Annotated in this window: 32 protein-coding genes; 3 read left to right on the top strand and 29 right to left on the bottom strand. The window is 43.9% G+C overall.

Annotated features, from left to right (window positions below):
- The first annotated feature begins 61 nt into the window (after positions 1-61).
- Positions 62-616: a PleD family two-component system response regulator gene (locus ACYTXU_RS00875; RefSeq protein ID WP_462207646.1), complete on the top strand. Its 555-nt coding sequence runs from the start codon at positions 62-64 to the stop codon at positions 614-616.
- 5 nt (positions 617-621) lie between these two features.
- Here ACYTXU_RS00875 and ACYTXU_RS00870 read toward each other — a convergent pair whose 3' ends face one another.
- Positions 622-1,587 (bottom strand): cation diffusion facilitator family transporter, encoded by a 966-nt coding sequence (locus ACYTXU_RS00870; protein ID WP_462207645.1) that lies wholly within the window; start codon positions 1,585-1,587, stop codon positions 622-624.
- A 116-nt stretch (positions 1,588-1,703) separates the two neighbouring features.
- On the opposite strand from ACYTXU_RS00870, the gene ACYTXU_RS00865 reads away from it, so the two are divergent.
- Together ACYTXU_RS00865 and ACYTXU_RS00860 are read left to right on the top strand one after the other, a co-directional pair.
- Positions 1,704-2,333: a class I SAM-dependent methyltransferase gene (locus ACYTXU_RS00865; RefSeq protein ID WP_462207643.1), complete on the top strand. Its 630-nt coding sequence runs from the start codon at positions 1,704-1,706 to the stop codon at positions 2,331-2,333.
- A gap of 64 nt (positions 2,334-2,397) precedes the next feature.
- Positions 2,398-2,787 (top strand): DUF1761 domain-containing protein, encoded by a 390-nt coding sequence (locus tag ACYTXU_RS00860; RefSeq protein WP_462207641.1) that lies wholly within the window; start codon positions 2,398-2,400, stop codon positions 2,785-2,787.
- 79 nt (positions 2,788-2,866) lie between these two features.
- On the opposite strand, the gene rplQ is transcribed toward ACYTXU_RS00860, so the two are convergent.
- From rplQ to rpsJ, 28 genes are all read right to left on the bottom strand, one after another.
- Entirely contained in the window at positions 2,867-3,271 is a 405-nt protein-coding gene (gene rplQ, locus ACYTXU_RS00855) for a 50S ribosomal protein L17 (RefSeq protein ID WP_462207639.1), read from the bottom strand.
- A gap of 217 nt (positions 3,272-3,488) precedes the next feature.
- Positions 3,489-4,469 carry a DNA-directed RNA polymerase subunit alpha gene (locus ACYTXU_RS00850; protein WP_462207638.1) on the bottom strand — a complete coding sequence of 327 codons (981 nt, stop codon included), beginning with the start codon at positions 4,467-4,469 and terminating at the stop codon, positions 3,489-3,491.
- Between the two features lie 23 nt (positions 4,470-4,492).
- A complete protein-coding gene (gene rpsD, locus ACYTXU_RS00845) occupies positions 4,493-5,113 on the bottom strand; it encodes a 30S ribosomal protein S4 (RefSeq protein WP_462207636.1) in 621 nt (206 codons plus the stop codon).
- Positions 5,114-5,133: 20 nt separating this feature from the next.
- A complete protein-coding gene (gene rpsK / locus ACYTXU_RS00840; RefSeq protein WP_012800394.1) occupies positions 5,134-5,523 on the bottom strand; it encodes a 30S ribosomal protein S11 in 390 nt (129 codons plus the stop codon).
- A gap of 20 nt (positions 5,524-5,543) precedes the next feature.
- Entirely contained in the window at positions 5,544-5,900 is a 357-nt protein-coding gene (rpsM, locus tag ACYTXU_RS00835) for a 30S ribosomal protein S13 (protein WP_462207635.1), read from the bottom strand.
- An 87-nt stretch (positions 5,901-5,987) separates the two neighbouring features.
- On the bottom strand, positions 5,988-6,101 hold the full coding sequence (gene rpmJ, locus ACYTXU_RS00830; RefSeq protein ID WP_012800392.1) for a 50S ribosomal protein L36: 114 nt from the start codon (positions 6,099-6,101) through the stop codon (positions 5,988-5,990).
- Positions 6,102-6,119: 18 nt separating this feature from the next.
- Positions 6,120-7,460, bottom strand: coding sequence for a preprotein translocase subunit SecY (gene secY, locus ACYTXU_RS00825; RefSeq protein WP_462207633.1), 1,341 nt, complete (start codon positions 7,458-7,460; stop codon positions 6,120-6,122).
- Entirely contained in the window at positions 7,460-7,897 is a 438-nt protein-coding gene (rplO, locus tag ACYTXU_RS00820) for a 50S ribosomal protein L15 (protein WP_462207632.1), read from the bottom strand. Before rplO ends, secY begins: the two co-directional genes overlap by 1 nt.
- Before the next feature lie 4 nt (positions 7,898-7,901).
- Positions 7,902-8,084 (bottom strand): 50S ribosomal protein L30, encoded by a 183-nt coding sequence (gene rpmD, locus ACYTXU_RS00815; protein WP_462207630.1) that lies wholly within the window; start codon positions 8,082-8,084, stop codon positions 7,902-7,904.
- Positions 8,085-8,088: 4 nt separating this feature from the next.
- Positions 8,089-8,592, bottom strand: coding sequence for a 30S ribosomal protein S5 (gene rpsE, locus ACYTXU_RS00810; RefSeq protein ID WP_012800388.1), 504 nt, complete (start codon positions 8,590-8,592; stop codon positions 8,089-8,091).
- 10 nt (positions 8,593-8,602) lie between these two features.
- Positions 8,603-8,956, bottom strand: coding sequence for a 50S ribosomal protein L18 (gene rplR / locus ACYTXU_RS00805; RefSeq protein WP_462207629.1), 354 nt, complete (start codon positions 8,954-8,956; stop codon positions 8,603-8,605).
- A 12-nt stretch (positions 8,957-8,968) separates the two neighbouring features.
- Entirely contained in the window at positions 8,969-9,499 is a 531-nt protein-coding gene (gene rplF, locus ACYTXU_RS00800) for a 50S ribosomal protein L6 (protein ID WP_462207627.1), read from the bottom strand.
- A 13-nt stretch (positions 9,500-9,512) separates the two neighbouring features.
- Positions 9,513-9,905 (bottom strand): 30S ribosomal protein S8, encoded by a 393-nt coding sequence (gene rpsH / locus ACYTXU_RS00795; protein WP_462207626.1) that lies wholly within the window; start codon positions 9,903-9,905, stop codon positions 9,513-9,515.
- Positions 9,906-9,922: 17 nt separating this feature from the next.
- Entirely contained in the window at positions 9,923-10,228 is a 306-nt protein-coding gene (gene rpsN / locus ACYTXU_RS00790) for a 30S ribosomal protein S14 (RefSeq protein WP_018625125.1), read from the bottom strand.
- Between the two features lie 10 nt (positions 10,229-10,238).
- A complete protein-coding gene (gene rplE / locus ACYTXU_RS00785) occupies positions 10,239-10,778 on the bottom strand; it encodes a 50S ribosomal protein L5 (RefSeq protein WP_462209337.1) in 540 nt (179 codons plus the stop codon).
- 25 nt (positions 10,779-10,803) lie between these two features.
- Positions 10,804-11,121 (bottom strand): 50S ribosomal protein L24, encoded by a 318-nt coding sequence (gene rplX, locus ACYTXU_RS00780; protein ID WP_462207624.1) that lies wholly within the window; start codon positions 11,119-11,121, stop codon positions 10,804-10,806.
- 13 nt (positions 11,122-11,134) lie between these two features.
- Positions 11,135-11,503 (bottom strand): 50S ribosomal protein L14, encoded by a 369-nt coding sequence (gene rplN / locus ACYTXU_RS00775; RefSeq protein ID WP_462207622.1) that lies wholly within the window; start codon positions 11,501-11,503, stop codon positions 11,135-11,137.
- A gap of 109 nt (positions 11,504-11,612) precedes the next feature.
- Positions 11,613-11,870, bottom strand: a complete 258-nt coding sequence (gene rpsQ, locus ACYTXU_RS00770; RefSeq protein WP_462207620.1) for a 30S ribosomal protein S17 — start codon at positions 11,868-11,870, stop codon at positions 11,613-11,615.
- The gene (rpmC, locus tag ACYTXU_RS00765) at positions 11,870-12,061 is read right to left on the bottom strand and encodes a 50S ribosomal protein L29 (RefSeq protein ID WP_462207618.1); all 192 of its coding nucleotides are present in this window, start codon (positions 12,059-12,061) and stop codon (positions 11,870-11,872) included. Before rpmC ends, rpsQ begins: the two co-directional genes overlap by 1 nt.
- Positions 12,061-12,468 carry a 50S ribosomal protein L16 gene (gene rplP / locus ACYTXU_RS00760; RefSeq protein ID WP_012800378.1) on the bottom strand — a complete coding sequence of 136 codons (408 nt, stop codon included), beginning with the start codon at positions 12,466-12,468 and terminating at the stop codon, positions 12,061-12,063. Before rplP ends, rpmC begins: the two co-directional genes overlap by 1 nt.
- Positions 12,469-12,480: 12 nt before the next feature.
- Complete coding sequence (rpsC, locus tag ACYTXU_RS00755; RefSeq protein WP_462207616.1) at positions 12,481-13,182, bottom strand: 30S ribosomal protein S3; 702 nt, start codon at positions 13,180-13,182, stop codon at positions 12,481-12,483.
- A 9-nt stretch (positions 13,183-13,191) separates the two neighbouring features.
- Positions 13,192-13,524: a 50S ribosomal protein L22 gene (gene rplV, locus ACYTXU_RS00750; RefSeq protein WP_012800376.1), complete on the bottom strand. Its 333-nt coding sequence runs from the start codon at positions 13,522-13,524 to the stop codon at positions 13,192-13,194.
- Between the two features lie 15 nt (positions 13,525-13,539).
- Positions 13,540-13,821: a 30S ribosomal protein S19 gene (gene rpsS, locus ACYTXU_RS00745; RefSeq protein WP_462207615.1), complete on the bottom strand. Its 282-nt coding sequence runs from the start codon at positions 13,819-13,821 to the stop codon at positions 13,540-13,542.
- Between the two features lie 11 nt (positions 13,822-13,832).
- Entirely contained in the window at positions 13,833-14,660 is an 828-nt protein-coding gene (gene rplB, locus ACYTXU_RS00740) for a 50S ribosomal protein L2 (RefSeq protein ID WP_462207613.1), read from the bottom strand.
- 15 nt (positions 14,661-14,675) lie between these two features.
- Positions 14,676-14,972 carry a 50S ribosomal protein L23 gene (gene rplW / locus ACYTXU_RS00735; protein WP_012800373.1) on the bottom strand — a complete coding sequence of 99 codons (297 nt, stop codon included), beginning with the start codon at positions 14,970-14,972 and terminating at the stop codon, positions 14,676-14,678.
- Positions 14,969-15,571, bottom strand: coding sequence for a 50S ribosomal protein L4 (gene rplD, locus ACYTXU_RS00730; protein WP_012800372.1), 603 nt, complete (start codon positions 15,569-15,571; stop codon positions 14,969-14,971). Before rplD ends, rplW begins: the two co-directional genes overlap by 4 nt.
- 17 nt (positions 15,572-15,588) lie before the next feature.
- Complete coding sequence (gene rplC / locus ACYTXU_RS00725; RefSeq protein ID WP_012800371.1) at positions 15,589-16,221, bottom strand: 50S ribosomal protein L3; 633 nt, start codon at positions 16,219-16,221, stop codon at positions 15,589-15,591.
- Positions 16,222-16,272: 51 nt separating this feature from the next.
- Positions 16,273-16,584 carry a 30S ribosomal protein S10 gene (rpsJ, locus tag ACYTXU_RS00720; protein WP_012800370.1) on the bottom strand — a complete coding sequence of 104 codons (312 nt, stop codon included), beginning with the start codon at positions 16,582-16,584 and terminating at the stop codon, positions 16,273-16,275.
- Between the last annotated feature and the right edge of the window lie 157 nt (positions 16,585-16,741).

Genomic DNA, 16,741 nt, shown 5'->3' with positions numbered 1-16,741 from the left:
ATCAATGGTAAAATAAATCAAATAGTTACCTTAACTTTTGTTAACATATATTAATTCATTTATGAGCGCCATTCTTCTCGTCGACGACACTCGTGAAATTTTAGCTAATACTGCGCAACAGTTAACGACTGCCGGCCACGATTATCAGTATTTGACTGACTATAAAGGCGCCTTGAACTATATTCGTCTTAACCGTCCACAGATTCGAATCGTTGTTGTTGCACTCAATAATGCGCTCGGCTACCCATCACTCCGTAAAATAAAAAGCAGCATGTCCGAGCGAGCCACTATTATTGTCTACTCAGAAAACAAAGACCAGACCATTAGCAGCTGGGTTAAGAAGCTAGGCATTGACCTCTTCTACGAACACAACCGCCAAGAAATTGATTTATTCAACCGCATTAAACGTAGCCTGTTTCAAAAAGGCATGTTCTTTACTAACCAACAACTCAAAGAACTCATCAGCACCTTATCCAAATACACCACGGATGCGGAAAAGCTGGTCAAAGAAACCGCTCCTCAATCTAAAAGCTTACAGGAGCTGCAACACAAACTGGCTAGACGCCTTGAAGGCATTGAAAATCAGCGAGGCTTTTTATTAGAGGCCCAAAAGTAACTATACTAACCTAAGCCGCAAATCTCATCTTTCACCAGACAGTTGCTAACTTCAACTTGAATGGTAGCATGCCCGACTCCATGCTCTTGCTCCAGTAACACCAACATCTTCTCCAGCAAAGTATCACTATCAACATCCTTATCCAGTACCGCATGAAACGTCATCATTAATTCATCTTCGCTCAGGCACCAGGCATGCATGTGATGAATATCTTCAACGCCATCCAGTTGCATTAAGTCAGTTCGTATCGCCTTCAAACTCAACTCAATCGGGGCTCCCTCCAGCAAAATATGCGACGCATCTTTAATAATATGGTATGCGCTACGTAGAATAAGAGCGGACACAAACAATGACAGCAAAGGGTCAACCCATAGCACTCCCCATATCCATATAATAATAGCAGCAATAATGGCTCCCACCGAGCCGAGCAAATCACCCAACACATGCAGCAGGGCGCTGCGGATATTGATATTAGACTCACCCGCGCTATGTAAAATTTTAAACACCAGTACATTCACCAACAAGCCAATCACTGCCACTGTAAACATACTAACACTTTGAATTGGGTTCGGTTCGATGAAGCGCTGTATGGCCTCCCAGACTATCCATCCGGTCAACAGAATAAGAAAAACACCGTTGGTGTAGGCAGCGAGCACCTGTAACCGTCCGTAGCCAAAGGTTCTTTTACTGTCGGCAGGCTTGCTGGCAAAATAGAGTGCTGAGTAGGCTAGTAACAATGCTGCGGTATCCGTCAGCATGTGCCCGGCATCGGCCAGCAACGCTAGCGAACCAGAAACGATGCCGCCTATTACCTCAATAACCATAAAGCTACCGGTCAACATCAATGACCAGAGCAGATGTTTTTTGCTAGCTACATTTCTACCGTGTGACTCATCATCGTTAAGATGATGATGACCTTTATGGGTGCCCATATCGATATGATTTAGGTTGTATTGCACAGAGTGTAACAAACAATCCCTGTATTCCGAAATAGTTAGACACAGCTGCAAGTTTAGCTTACTGACACTTAACAAATTATGTAGAAGCCCTTAAACTGACCGGCTAGCCTTAATCACAGAATTTAACTATGCCTGAATTACAAACGCTACCAGAAGACCATATTTTTCAAGCATACGGGATATTACTGCTGGAAAATAAGCACCGCTTGGTTAAAAAGCTGAAGAAGTATTACACCCCATCCATTCATGGACACAAAACCTGGAGTAGTAGTTTTCTGCTCATGGACTACTTCTTGCATAGCAAACTTCTCAGTTCTAAAAGCAAATTGCTCGAGCTGGGCTGCGGCTGGGGGCCAACCAGCATATTTTGTGCTCATCATGCAGGATGCCAGGTAACAGGCACTGACCGTGACAATGAAGTGTTTCCATTCCTTGAATTGCAAGCCGCCCTCAATCAGGTAGAAATTCAAACACAAACACTAAGCTTCGAAAAAATAACTAAAAAGATATTGAAAGGATACGATGTCGTTTTTGGAACAGATATTTGTTTCTGGGACGATCTGGCCAATATTCATTACAACCTCATTAATCGAGCCAAACAGGCAGGCGTTAAGCATATCCTTCTCGCAGACCCTGGCAGACAACCCTTCTTTGATTTGTCAGAAAGAGTTATAGCAAAGCACGATTGCGATCTGCATGAATGGTATTGTAATGAGCCTGAATACTTCGAAGGCTACATACTTCATGTAAAACTATAGCAGATTGTTACCGCTGTATTTGTGATAAGCTATGAGTATAAAAACTAATTAGTGGGGAAAAGGCATGTCAGACATCAATTATTATGCGGTATTCGTTGCGGCATTATTATCGTTTGCGATAGGAGGCCTTTGGTATTCCCCCTTACTTTTTGGGAAAATGTGGCTCCAAGAAATGCAAATAAAGGCTGAGGATATCAAACAAAAACCCAGCGTATTTATCCTTAGCTTTACATTCTCACTGATAGCAGTTTTCATTGTTGCAGATTTACTTGGCCCGGCTCCCGAACTTATTTATGCCTTAACAATATCTGGTTTAATCGGTGCCCTAGTGTTTCTAGGACTGGGCATAACCTACCAATTTAGCAATAGAACACTTCGCCACTTACTGATTGATGGCGGCTACCATATTGTACAGTTCACTATGTTTGGCTTAATACTCGGCAGCTGGCATTAGTCACTCTAGGCTTTTAACTGATAACTTACGACCACAAAAAAGCCCGCGTAAGCGGGCTTTTTAATGTCACAACAAAGAATTACTCTTCAGTAACTACTTCGTCTAAATCGACATCGTCTTCAACCACTGGGCGGTCAACTAATTCAACGTATGCCATAGGTGCATTATCGCCTGGGCGATTGCCACACTTAAGGATACGCAAGTAACCACCTGGGCGCTCCTGGTAACGAGGACCAAGCTCAGCGAAAAGCTTAGCAACGGTAGCATTGTTGCGAAGACGAGCAAAAGCTAGTCGACGATTCGCTACAGTGTCCTTTTTAGCAAGAGTAATCAAAGGCTCAGCTACACGACGTAGTTCTTTTGCTTTTGGCAAAGTAGTACGAATAAGCTCATGTTCAATTAATGACGATGTCATGTTACGGAACATAGCTTTACGGTGTGAGCTGTTACGATTTAATTTACGACCTGATTTTTGATGACGCATATTGAGTTCCTCACTCTATTTAATTGTAGCCTGCTTTAGTACTACAAAAGCTTTCTTAGCTGCTAAATTACTTTATAGCTAACACTAACCAATAGATTGTCTATTGACCAATCAGGTAACTATCTGAATGAATTCAAAAAATTACCAATATATTCATAGCAAGCTATGAATAAAAAGGCGCAAGACGAAGCCTGCGCCTAATTCTTACTACTGAGACTTAGTCACCAAGAATACTTGATGGTGGCCAATTCTCTAAACGCATACCCAAAGATAAACCTCGTGACGCAAGAACATCTTTAATTTCTGTCAAAGACTTCTTACCAAGATTTGGAGTCTTAAGTAACTCCACTTCAGTGCGCTGTACCAAGTCACCAATATAATGGATGTTCTCAGTCTTAAGGCAATTTGCAGAACGTACAGTCAGTTCAAGGTCATCTACCGGACGCAATAAAATTGGGTCGATTTCTGGCTCTTCTTTTTCAGGTTCAGCTTGTTTTTCATCTTTTAAATCAACGAATGCTGCTAATTGTTCCTGAAGAATGGTCGCGCTTCGGCGAATCGCTTCTTCTGGGTCAATAGTCCCATTTGTTTCAAGATCAAGGACAAGCTTATCCAAATCTGTACGCTGTTCAACACGAGCCGATTCGACCGTGTATGAAACTTTTTTCATTGGGCTGAAAGAAGCATCAACTTGTAATACACCAATTGGTTTGTCTTCACCTTCAGGCTGTTTACGAGTATTTGAAGCCTCGTAACCGCGACCTAGGCGAATTTTGATGCGCATATTTAATGCACCACCTTTATTCAAGGTGGCAATGTAGTGATCTTTGTTGACCACTTCAGTACCTGATACTTCTTCAATGTCAGCAGCAGTCACGACGCCTTCACCTTTTTTCTGAAGAGTTAAAGTAGCTACTTCTTTATCTTCAAGGCGAACAGCCAACCCTTTTAAGTTCAAAAGGATATCGATAACGTCTTCTTGAACGCCCTCAATAGCTGAGTACTCGTGAAGAACACCGTCGATTTCTACTTCTGTCACTGCAGCACCTGGCATAGAAGATAGCAAGATGCGACGCAATGAGTTACCCAAAGTGTGTCCAAAACCGCGTTCGAAAGGCTCTAATACTACTCGGGCTTTTGTGCCTTCGCTTGATTCCACCTTAATTTGGCGCGGAGTCAGAAATTCAGTCGCTGACATATGATCCCTCTCAAGGATTAAAATTACTTAGAGTACAACTCTACGATTAGATTCTCATTGATGCTGGCGTCAAGTTCAGAGCGCTCTGGTACACGCTTAAATTGACCTTCCATTTTCTTGGCATCAACTTCAAGCCACTCGGGCTTGTCACGCTGTCCAGCCAATTCCAGTGCAGCAACAATACGTGCCTGTTTTTGTGATTTCTCACGAACAGAAACAACGTCTTCAGCCTTAACTGTGTAAGAAGGAATATTGACTGTTTCGCCGTTTATCAAGATAGCCTTGTGGCTAACTAATTGACGAGCTTCACCGCGAGTAGCAGCATAACCCATACGATAAACAACATTATCCAAGCGAGATTCCAAAAGTTGTAACAAGTTTACACCTGTCGCACCTTTTAGACGATCAGCTTCTTTGTAGTAGTTGCGGAATTGACGCTCAAGCACGCCGTAAATACGACGAACTTTTTGCTTTTCACGTAACTGTAAACCATAGTCAGAAAGACGGCTACGACGCGCGCCATGCTGACCAGGGGCTACTTCAATTTTACATTTTGTCTCAATTGCGCGAACGCCTGATTTGTGTCCTAAATCGACACCTTCACGACGCGACAATTTGAGTTTTGGACCTAGATATCTAGCCATTTCAAACTCCCGTTAATCTCTTATACACGACGCTTTTTAGGCGGACGACAACCATTGTGAGGAATAGGTGTCACGTCAGTAATGTTAGTGATCTTGAAACCAGCTGCATTTAAAGCACGCACTGCTGACTCACGACCAGGTCCAGGACCTTTAACAAAAACTTCAACGTTCTTCATACCCATTTCTTTTACTACTTGAGCAGCGCGATCAGCGGCTACCTGTGCAGCAAATGGTGTCGATTTACGTGAACCACGGAAGCCAGAACCACCCGAAGTTGCCCATGCAAGAGCATTACCCTGACGGTCTGTGATCGTTACGATAGTATTGTTAAACGACGCATGAATATGCGCCATACCATCGACAACGTGCTTTTTAACTTTCTTCTTGGTAGTACGAGGTGATTTCGCCATGTGTTATTCCACCATAACCATTATTTCTTGATTGGTTTACGAGGACCTTTACGGGTTCGGGCATTAGTCTTCGTACGTTGACCGCGCAATGGCAGGTTACGACGATGACGGATACCACGGAAACAACCCAAGTCCATCAAACGTTTAATATTCATGTTGATTTCGCGACGCAAATCACCTTCAACGGTAAATTTGCTCACCTCGTTACGTAGATTCTCAATTTGGTCTTCGTTCAAATCTTTGATCTTTGCAGTAGTTTCAACTCCTGCAGCAGCACAAATTTTTTGTGCACGAGGACGACCGATACCATAGATAGCGGTCAATGCGACATCAGCATGCTTATGTACCGGAATGTTAATACCAGCTATACGAGCCATTTAACAAATTCTCCTAATTAAAATAAGCAGGCGTGAAAGGCCGCGTATTCTAGCCACATCACGCCTAAAAATCAACCAATTATATGACTAACCTTGACGCTGTTTATGGCGTGGGTCAGTACAGATAACGCGAACACTGCCGTGACGACGAATCACTTTGCAGTTACGGCACATTTTTTTTACAGAAGCACGAACTTTCATTTGCTACTCCAACATGCTTTAGCGACGAACACGACCCGACGGGCCCTGTTTCTTAAGATTCGCTTTCTTAAGTACTGAATCATATTGTTGCGACATCAAGTGTGATTGCACCTGAGCCATAAAATCTATAGCTACAACAACAATGATCAGCAGTGAAGTTCCACCGAAGTAGAACGGGTATTTAAAGATCAGGATCAGGAATTCTGGCATCAAACACACAGCCGTCATATAGAGGGCACCCCAGAAAGTCAAACGTGTTGTGACTTTATCAAGGTATTGTGCTGTTTGTTGACCAGGACGAATACCTGGAATAAATGCACCTGACTTCTTTAAGTTGTCTGCAGTATCTCGAGGGTTTTGCGTCAATGCAGTATAAAAGAATGCAAAGAAGATAATTCCCAACGCATACAACATGATGTATACAGGTTTACCGGGCTGCAGATTTTGTGACAAAGTGGTCAACCAGGTTACTTCACCCGAACCGCTACCAAACCAGGATAATAAAGTACCTGGGAATAGCACGATGCTCGATGCAAAGATTGCCGGAATAACACCCGCCATATTGAGCTTCATTGGCAAGAAGCTACTTTGTGCTGCGAATACTTTGTTGCCTTGCTGACGCTTTGCATAGTTAATGGTTATACGACGCTGTGCGCGTTCAAACCAAACGATAAAGTAAACTACCGCTAGTGCGAAAACACCGAATACAAGAACACCAAGAATATTACGGTCTCCATCGTATGCCTCAGAGAAAATCTGAGAAATAGCTTGAGGGAAGCCCGCGACGATACCTACCAATATGATGATAGAAATACCGTTACCAATACCGCGTTCAGTAATTTGCTCACCCAACCACATCAAGAACATAGTTCCTGTTACCAAAGTTACAACCGCGATAAAGAAAAAAGAAAAATCGGGGTTTTCAACTAAACCAGGTATTAATTCTGGTAACTGAGTAGACATACCAATTGCTTGTATTGTTGCAAGAGCAACAGTCAAGTAACGAGTGTATTGATTAATTTTACGGCGGCCGCTTTCGCCTTCCTTCTTGATCTCTTTCAGGCGCGGATCAACAAAGCTCAGAATCTGCATGATAATAGAGGCCGAAATGTACGGCATAATACCCAATGCAAAAACGGAAGCACGCTCAAGCGCACCACCTGAGAACACGTTGAACATCGTAAAGATAGTTCCGCCCATATTTGCTAAATATGCTTGTAGAGCTTCACCTTCAACACCTGGGACTGGAATAAAAGAGCCAATCCGAAAAACAATAATAGCCATGAGCACAAACAGCAAACGCTGTTTGAGCTCACCTAAACCACCGCCTTTACCTGTTTGCTGTGGTGATAATGCCATTATTCTTCAACCTTTCCACCAGCTGCTTCAATAGCAGCTTTAGCGCCTTTGCTAACACGTACGCCGCCTGTAACTGTCACGGCACGTTCAATGTTACCTGATAGCATGATTTTCACGTTTTCGATGCTGTTTTTAATAAGTCCAGCCTTTTTCAAGCTCAACATATCAACCACTTCACCTTCAACTTTTGCTAGCTCGTCTAAACGAATTTCCGCACTAACTAAAGCTTTACGCGATTTAAAACCAAACTTAGGCAAACGTTGTTTCAATGGCATCTGACCGCCTTCAAAACCGATCTTATTGAAACCACCAGAACGTGATTTCTGACCTTTGTGACCACGACCAGCAGTTTTACCATCAGTAGAACCGATACCGCGACCTACACGTTTGCGATCTTTTTTACTACCAGGAGCTGGCATCAATGTATTTAAACGCATGATATTACTCCTCTACACTAACCATGTAGTAAACTTGATTTACCATACCGCGAGTCGAAGCAGTGTCTTCAACTTCTACCGTATGACCGATACGACGCAAACCTAGGCCACGCAAGCTAGCCTTATGGCTTTCCAAGCGACCGATGCTTGAACGCGTCTGCGTTACTTTCATCATTTTCTTTGCCATGGTCTTAGTCCAAAATCTCTTCAACAGTTTTACCACGCTTGGCAGCCATATCTTCTGGAGAAGTCATTTGCTTCAAACCATTAATCGTGGCACGCACGATATTAATTGGGTTTGTAGAGCCAATGCTTTTTGCCAAAATATTTTGGATACCTAGCACTTCGAATACCGCACGCATCGCACCACCTGCGATAATACCAGTACCTTCAGAGGCTGGTTGCATATACACTTTAGATGCACCGTGCGCTGCTTTTACTGCGTGTTGCAAAGTATGACCGTCTTTTAATTCAACCTGAATCATATTACGACGAGCCTGTTCCATTGCTTTTTGAATCGCAACAGGAACTTCTTTTGCTTTACCACGACCAAAGCCAACTTTACCTTTACCATCACCAACAACAGTTAAAGCTGTGAAGCCGAAAATACGACCACCTTTAACCACCTTGGCAACGCGGTTTACGTTGACCAATTTCTCAACTAAACCTTCTTGGTTATTCATATCTTTTGCCATGCTTCACACCTTAGAATTGTAAGCCTTTCTCACGAGCCGCATCAGCCAAAGCTTGAACGCGACCATGATATTTAAAACCACTACGGTCGAAAGCAACCTGCTTTACACCCGCTTCCAAGGCACGCTCGGCTACCAAGGTTCCGATATGCTTTGCAGCATCCACGTTACCTGTAGACTTAACGTCACCGCGAACTGCCTTCTCGACAGTCGAAGCGCTAGCGATCACATTACCGTTCTCACCGCTGATTACTTGTGCGTAAATGTGGCGAGGGGTTCTGTTAATAACTAGACGGTTAACGCCTAGTTCATGCATTTTGGCACGACTTTTAGCCGCACGACGCAAACGTTGAATTTTCTTCTTCATAACCCTGCCCTACTATTTCTTCTTGGCTTCTTTACGAACAATACGCTCGTCAGCATAACGAACACCTTTGCCTTTATATGGCTCTGGTGGACGATAGGCACGAATGTTTGCCGCAACCTGACCCACTACTTGTTTGTCAGCACCTTTAACAAGCAATTCTGTTTGAGAAGGCGCTTCAATAGTGATGCCCTCTGGTGCTTCGAACTCTACTGGGTGAGAGAAACCTAGGCTTAAGTTCAATTTTTTACCTTGAACCTGTGCACGATAACCAACACCTACAAGCTGTAGTTTCTTTTCAAAACCATTTGTAACGCCTGTAATCATGTTATTTATAAGTGCACGATATGTACCAGCCATAGCCCAACTTTCGACGCCAGTTGAAGGTGCGAATGAAATCTCACCATCTTCAACTTTTAATTCAACGTCAGAATGTAAAGCTTGTTCTAGCTGACCTTTTGAACCTTTTACACTGATCACGCCATCTTTGATGTTTACTTCAACACCTGAAGGGATAGATACAGCGCTTTTTGCTACACGTGACATCTTTATTCTCCCCTTACGCTACAGTGCAAAGAACTTCACCGCCGTGGCCATTTTTACGGGCCGCGCGGTCAGTCATAACACCTTTAGAAGTAGAAATGATCGCAACGCCTAAACCACCAATAACTTTTGGAAGCTCATCTACTTTCTTATAGATACGTAGACTAGGACGACTTACACGTTTCAATTCTTCGATAACCGGACGACCCTGGTAATATTTCAACTCAACAGTCATGGTCGGTTTTGGACCTTCTTCTACACTAAAGCCAGCGATGAAACCTTCATCCACTAATACTTGAGCGATAGCTTTCTTTAATTTTGATGCAGGAATAGCGACATTTTTCTTCGCAGCGGTCTGGCCGTTACGAATTCGAGTCAACATATCTGCAATTGGATCTTGCATACTCATTGTGATTCTCCTAAGCCTTACCAGCTAGCCTTAACCAAACCAGGAACGTCACCTTTCATAGCATGCTCGCGAAGCTTATTACGGCATAAGCCGAATTTGCGTAAGTAAGCATGTGGACGTCCAGTTACACGACAACGATTACGTTGACGCACAGGATTTGCATTACGTGGTAGCTTTTGAAGCTTCACCTGAGCTTCCCAAACTTCTTCTTCTGAAGAATTAGGATTCTTGATGATTGCTTTAAGCTCAGCGCGTTTTGCAGCGTACTTTTCTACAGTCTTTGCACGCTTTAATTCACGCTCAATCATTGATGTTTTAGCCATAGCGTGCCCCTTATGATTTCAATGGGAAGTTAAACGCATCTAATAATGCGCGACCTTCGTCATTGGTAATTGCCGTGGTTGTGATAGTAATATCCATGCCGCGGATTTTATCTACTTTATCGTAGTCGATTTCAGGGAAAATGATTTGTTCCTTGATACCAACAGAGTAGTTACCACGACCGTCGAAAGATTTTGGATTCAAACCACGGAAGTCACGAATACGTGGAATCGCAATAGAAACGAATCTCTCAAGGAATTCCCACATACGCTCGCCACGCAGAGTCACTTTACAGCCAATTGGATAATCATCACGAATTTTAAAGCCTGCAATAGACTTGCGTGCTTTTGTGATGATCGGTTTTTGGCCTGAGATAGCTGTCATATCGTTGACTGCGTGCTCAAGAATTTTCTTGTCCGCAATAGCTTCACCCAGACCCATGTTTAATGTGATCTTGGTAATGCGTGGGACTTGCATAACTGACTTGTACTCAAACTTCTCTAGAAGTTGAGGTACTACAGTTTCTTTGTAAAAGTTGTGCAGTTTCGCCATCATTAATTACCTGAATATTAACAAATTAAATTGCTTCGCCAGTTTTCTTAAAGAAGCGTGATTTCTTACCATCTTCTACTTTGAAGCCTACTCGATCTGCTTTGCCAGTAGATGGGTTATAAATCGCTAAGTTAGACATGTCTAACGATGCTTCTTTATCGACAATTCCACCTTCATTGATAGAACCATCCGGATTTTGACTTGGCTTGGTGTGTTTCTTCACCAGATTGATGCCATCAACAATCACGCGGCCATTAGATAAAACGCGCTTAACATTACCACGCTTACCTTTATCTTTGCCTGCGATTACGATGACTTCGTCGCCACTTTTAATCTTTTGCATGATTCTCGTCTCTCTACAGTACTTCCGGTGCCAAAGACACGATCTTCATAAACTTGTCACCACGTAGTTCACGAGTAACAGGTCCAAAGATACGAGTACCAATCGGCTGTAAGTTGTTGTTCAAAATAACAGCAGCATTGCCATCAAAACGGATCAAAGAACCGTCTGGACGACGCACACCCTTACGGGTACGCACCACTACTGCATTTAAAACGTCACCTTTCTTGACCTTACCGCGTGGAATCGCTTCTTTTACGCTCACTTTGATTACGTCACCAATGTTGGCGTAACGGCGATGCGAACCACCCAGTACTTTAATACACATTACTCGACGAGCGCCTGAGTTATCAGCTACGTCTAGTATTGATTGCATCTGGATCATGGTTTTCTCCGCTTAAACCCGCGCTAAAATGGCGCGAGAGTATACCATTAAATTACTTAAATTCCTAACCCCGAGAAAAACTATTTACCCGAGGTTAGCATTTCCAAATTTAGTTGCCGCGCTCTACTATCTCTACCAATTTAAATGACTTGGACTTAGAGATAGGACGACACTCAACGATTCGGACAACATCACCCGTTTTGCACTCGTTAGTTTCATCATGCGCATGGATCTTAGTAGAACGCTTGATGAACTTACCATATAGCGGGTGCTTTACCTGGCGCTCAATCAATACAGTGATAGATTTATCCATCTTATCGCTGATGACTTTGCCCTGTAATGTGCGTTGAATAGTATCAGTGCTCATTATGAACCCGCCTTTTGGTTGATGATGGTTTTAACACGGGCGATGTCACGACGAAGTTCGCGCAATTTGTGCGTTTCAGTCATTTGGCCCGTAGCCTTTTCCATACGTAGCTTGAATTGATCTTGTAACAACTCATGCAACGCAACGTTGAGCTCTTCAACGCTCTTATCTTTCAATTCTGTCGCTTTCATTACATCACCGTCCGTTTAACAAAGGTAGTTTTGAAAGGAAGTTTTGCCGCAGCCAAAGCAAATGCTTCGCGTGCTAAATCCTCCGAAATACCCTCAACTTCATACAACATACGGCCTGGCTGAATTTGTGCAACCCAGTACTCAACGCTACCTTTACCTTTACCCATACGAACTTCGAGAGGCTTTTTGGTAATTGGCTTATCCGGAAATACACGAATGTAAACCTTACCGGCACGTTTCATATGACGGGTCATTGCACGACGAGCTGCCTCAATTTGGCGAGCTGTCATACGACCGCGACCTGTCGCTTTCAAACCGAATTCACCGAAGCTCACATCATGAGCTACTGTGCCACGGTTACGCAGCTTATGCTGCTTGCGATATTTAGTTCTTTTTGGCAATAACATACTTGCTCACCCCTATTTCTTAGCTTTAGGAGCAGGTTTTCTGCGGCGAGGTTTCTTATCTTCTTTTGGCTCAACTTTTTCTTGGCCAGGAAGAACTTCACCTTTGAAAATCCATACTTTAATGCCGATGATTCCGTAAGTCGTCAAAGCTTCTGAAGTTGCGTAGTCAATGTCCGCACGCAATGTATGCAACGGTACACGACCTTCACGATACCACTCAGTACGAGCAATCTCGGCGCCACCTAAACGACCACTTACTTCGATTTTGATACCTTCAGCACCAAGACGCATTGCGTTCTGTACCGCGCGCTTCATGGCACGACGGAACATCACACGGCGCTCAAGCTGTTGAGCAACATTGTCACCTACAAGCTGGGCATCCAACTCAGGCTTACGAACTTGCTCTACAGATACTTGGGCTGAAACACCTGCCATGTCAGCAATCTTTGCACGTAATTTCTCAATATCTTCACCTTTCTTACCGATGACAATACCTGGGCGTGCTGTGTGAATAGTCACACGGATTGCTTTTGTAGGACGCTCTATATCAACACGTGATATAGAAGCATTCTTCAATTCTTTGAACAACCACTTACGGATGTTGATATCACTTTCAAGGTAGTCCGCAAAATCGCCGCGCTCAGCATACCAAGTTGCAGTATGCTTCTTTACGATACCTAAGCGGATACCAGTAGGATGTACTTTTTGACCCATTACCTTCTCCTAGTTATCCGATACTTTAACGGTTACGTGGCTAGAACGCTTCAATATACGGTCACCACGACCTTTAGCGCGCGGACGCATACGCTTGGCAGTTGGGCCTTCATCAACGAATACAGTTGAAACTTTCAACTCGTCGATATCTGCACCTTCATTATGCTCAGCGTTAGCAATCGCAGACTCAAGAACTTTCTTAATTAATCGAGCGGCCTTTTTTGGGCTAAACTCAAGAACGTTCAACGCTTTCTCTACAGGCAAGCCACGAATCTGATCGGCGACGAGACGCATTTTCTGTGCCGAGATGCTAGCATTGCGCAATTTAGCTGCTACTTCCATCTTTCACTCCTCGCCTTACTTCTTCTTCTTGGCTTTCTTGTCAACATCATGGCCAAAGTAAGCACGAGTCAATACAAACTCACCTAACTTATGACCTACCATGTCTTCATTAACGAAAACAGGTACGTGTTGACGACCATTGTGAACGGCAATCGTCAAGCCAACCATTTCTGGAAAAACGGTTGAACGACGAGACCACGTTTTAATCGGTTTCTTGTTACCAGAGGCCGCAGCTTCTTCAACCTTCTTCAATAAATGAAGGTCAATGAATGGGCCTTTCTTTAACGAACGTGCCACAGTGCTATCCTCTATCGTTTGTTACGGCGACGGACAATTAGCTTGTCAGTGCGCTTATTACTACGGGTTTTCTTACCTTTGGTTGGAACACCCCATGGAGAAACAGGATGACGACCACCAGAAGTACGACCTTCACCACCACCATGTGGGTGGTCTACTGGGTTCATCGCGACGCCTCGAACTGTTGGGCGAACACCACGCCAGCGCTTAGCACCAGCTTTACCCAGGCTGCGCAACATATGCTCAGAGTTGCCTACTTCACCAATTGTGGCGCGACACTCTGAAAGCACTTTACGCATTTCGCCCGAACGCAAACGTAGAGTTACGTATGCACTGCCACGTGCAACGATTTGTGCGTAAGCACCCGCGCTACGAGCCATTTGCGCACCTTTTCCAGGTTTAAGTTCAATGTTATGAACAATAGTACCAACCGGAATATTACGCATTGGCAATGTGTTACCCGTTTTAATAGGTGCTGCATCGCCAGAAATGACTGGATCACCAGCTTTCAAACCTTTTGGAGCGATAATGTAACGACGCTCACCATCTGAATAACAAACCAAGGCAATGTGCGCACTCCGGTTTGGATCATACTCAAGACGCTCAACTTTCGCTGGGATACCATCTTTATTACGTTTGAAGTCGATAACACGGTAATGTTGCTTATGACCACCACCAACGTGACGCACTGTAATGCGACCATTGTTGTTACGACCACCATTTTTTGATTTCTTCTCTAGCAAACTTGCTTCAGGTTTACCCTTGTGCAAGTCTGGATTGACCACTTTGATTACAAAGCGGCGTCCGGGAGAAGTTGGTTTAGCTTTTACAATTGCCATTTACTTGTCTCCTTCTTACTCGCCGCCTGCAAAGTCAAGGTCTTGACCAGGCTTCAATGATACGTAAGCTTTCTTCCAATTTGGACGACGGCCTTCTACAAGACCAAAACGCTTACGCTTACCTTTCATGTTCAAAGTGCGAACAGATTCCACTTCAACCTCAAACAAGGTTTCAACGGCTTTCTTAATTTCACGCTTATTAGCATCTTTGGCCACTTTAAATACAAACTGACCATCGCGCTCAGCCAAAATTGTTGCTTTCTCTGAAACGTGAGGGGCCAGAAGAACTTTTAAGATACGCTCTTGGTTCATCCTAACATCTCCTCTACTTTCTTAATCGCAGGAACCGTCATGATCACCTTGTCAAAACCAATTAGGCTGACTGGGTCAAGTGCGTTCACGTCGCGCACGTCAACTTTATACAAGTTGCGTGAAGCTAAGAACAAATTCTCATCAACAGAATCTGTTACGATTAATGCTTCTTTTACATCCAGCTCTTTCAACTTAGCCGCCAACTCTTTCGTTTTTGGCGCAGAAACTGAGAAGTCTTCAACAACGATTAAACGTTCTTGACGAACCAACTCAGAAAGAATGCTCTGGATCGCACCGCGATACATCTTGCGGTTAACTTTTTGCGTGTAGTCTTGTGGTTGCGCGGCAAAAGTAACACCACCTTTACGCCATAATGGGCTACGGATAGTACCAGCACGGGCACGACCTGTACCTTTTTGACGCCATGGTTTCTTACCACCACCGCTAACAGCGCTACGGTTCTTCTGTGCACGAGTACCGGCACGAGCAGCCGCTAAATAAGCAACGACCACTTGGTGAACTAATGATTCGTTAAACTCACGACCAAAAGCCACTTCAGAAACCTTGATTGCGCCGCCAGATGTTAAACTAAGTTCCATAGTCAACTCCTCTTGGCCTAGGCTTTCTCAGCAGGACGTACGATAACGTCACCACCGGTAGCGCCTGGGACGGCACCTTTGATTAACAACAAATTGCGCTCAGCATCAACACGTACAACTTCGAGAGTTTGTACCGTTACACGCTCAGCACCCATATGACCTGACATCTTTTTGCCTTTAAATACGCGACCAGGAGTTTGGTTTTGACCAATAGAACCTGGAGCACGGTGTGACAAAGAGTTACCGTGCGTAGAATCTTGACCACGGAAGTTCCAGCGCTTAATTACGCCAGCGTAACCTTTACCTTTAGAGGTACCTGTCACGTCAACTTTTTGACCCGCTTCAAAGATATCAACTTTAACTACGCCACCAACTTCAAAGCCGTCCAAAGAATTCACACGGAACTCCCATAAACTGCGACCTGCTTCAACGCCAGCTTTCTTATAATGTCCAGCTTCCGCCTTACTGATGCGGTTTGCCTTACGGCTTCCTGTAGTAATCTGGACCGCTTCATAACCGTCAACGTCAGTTGTTTTCAACTGCGCGATGCGGTTTGGATCGGCTTCTACTACGGTAACCGGGATCGACACGCCGTCTTCAGTGAAGACACGAGTCATTCCTCGTTTTATACCTACTATTCCGATAGCCATGTTTTATAAACCTCAACCGAAATGGTTATCTACCTTGCTTCTAGTGTTGCCTTAAGAAAGGCTAATTTGAACATCAACACCAGCAGCCAAATCCAACTTCATCAAAGCATCAACTGTTTTTTCTGTTGGCTCGATGATGTCCACCAAACGCTTATGCGTACGAATTTCATACTGATCACGCGCATCTTTATTTACGTGCGGAGAAACCAGGATGGTGAAACGCTCTTTACGAGTTGGTAAAGGGATAGGACCTTTTACCTGAGCACCTGTACGTTTAGCGGTATTTACGATCTCTGAAGTCGATTGGTCAATCAACTTATGATCAAACGCTTTCAATCTGATTCGAATACGTTGCTTTGCCATTGCAAAGAACTCCACTTTTAAAAATTAAAGAACATAAAAAACCGCTCCACCCTGCTACTGACGAGGGGTGCGGTTACCAAACTTTAATCAGACTCAAATCGAGCCTGTTGTGTGCAATATCAACAAGTTACTTAGCGTAAATATGATACTGCATCTT

The sequence above is a fragment of the Kangiella sp. M94 genome, assembly GCF_054926195.1.
Note: the sequence above shows the minus strand (reverse complement) of the source record. Positions and strands in the feature narration are given on the sequence as shown.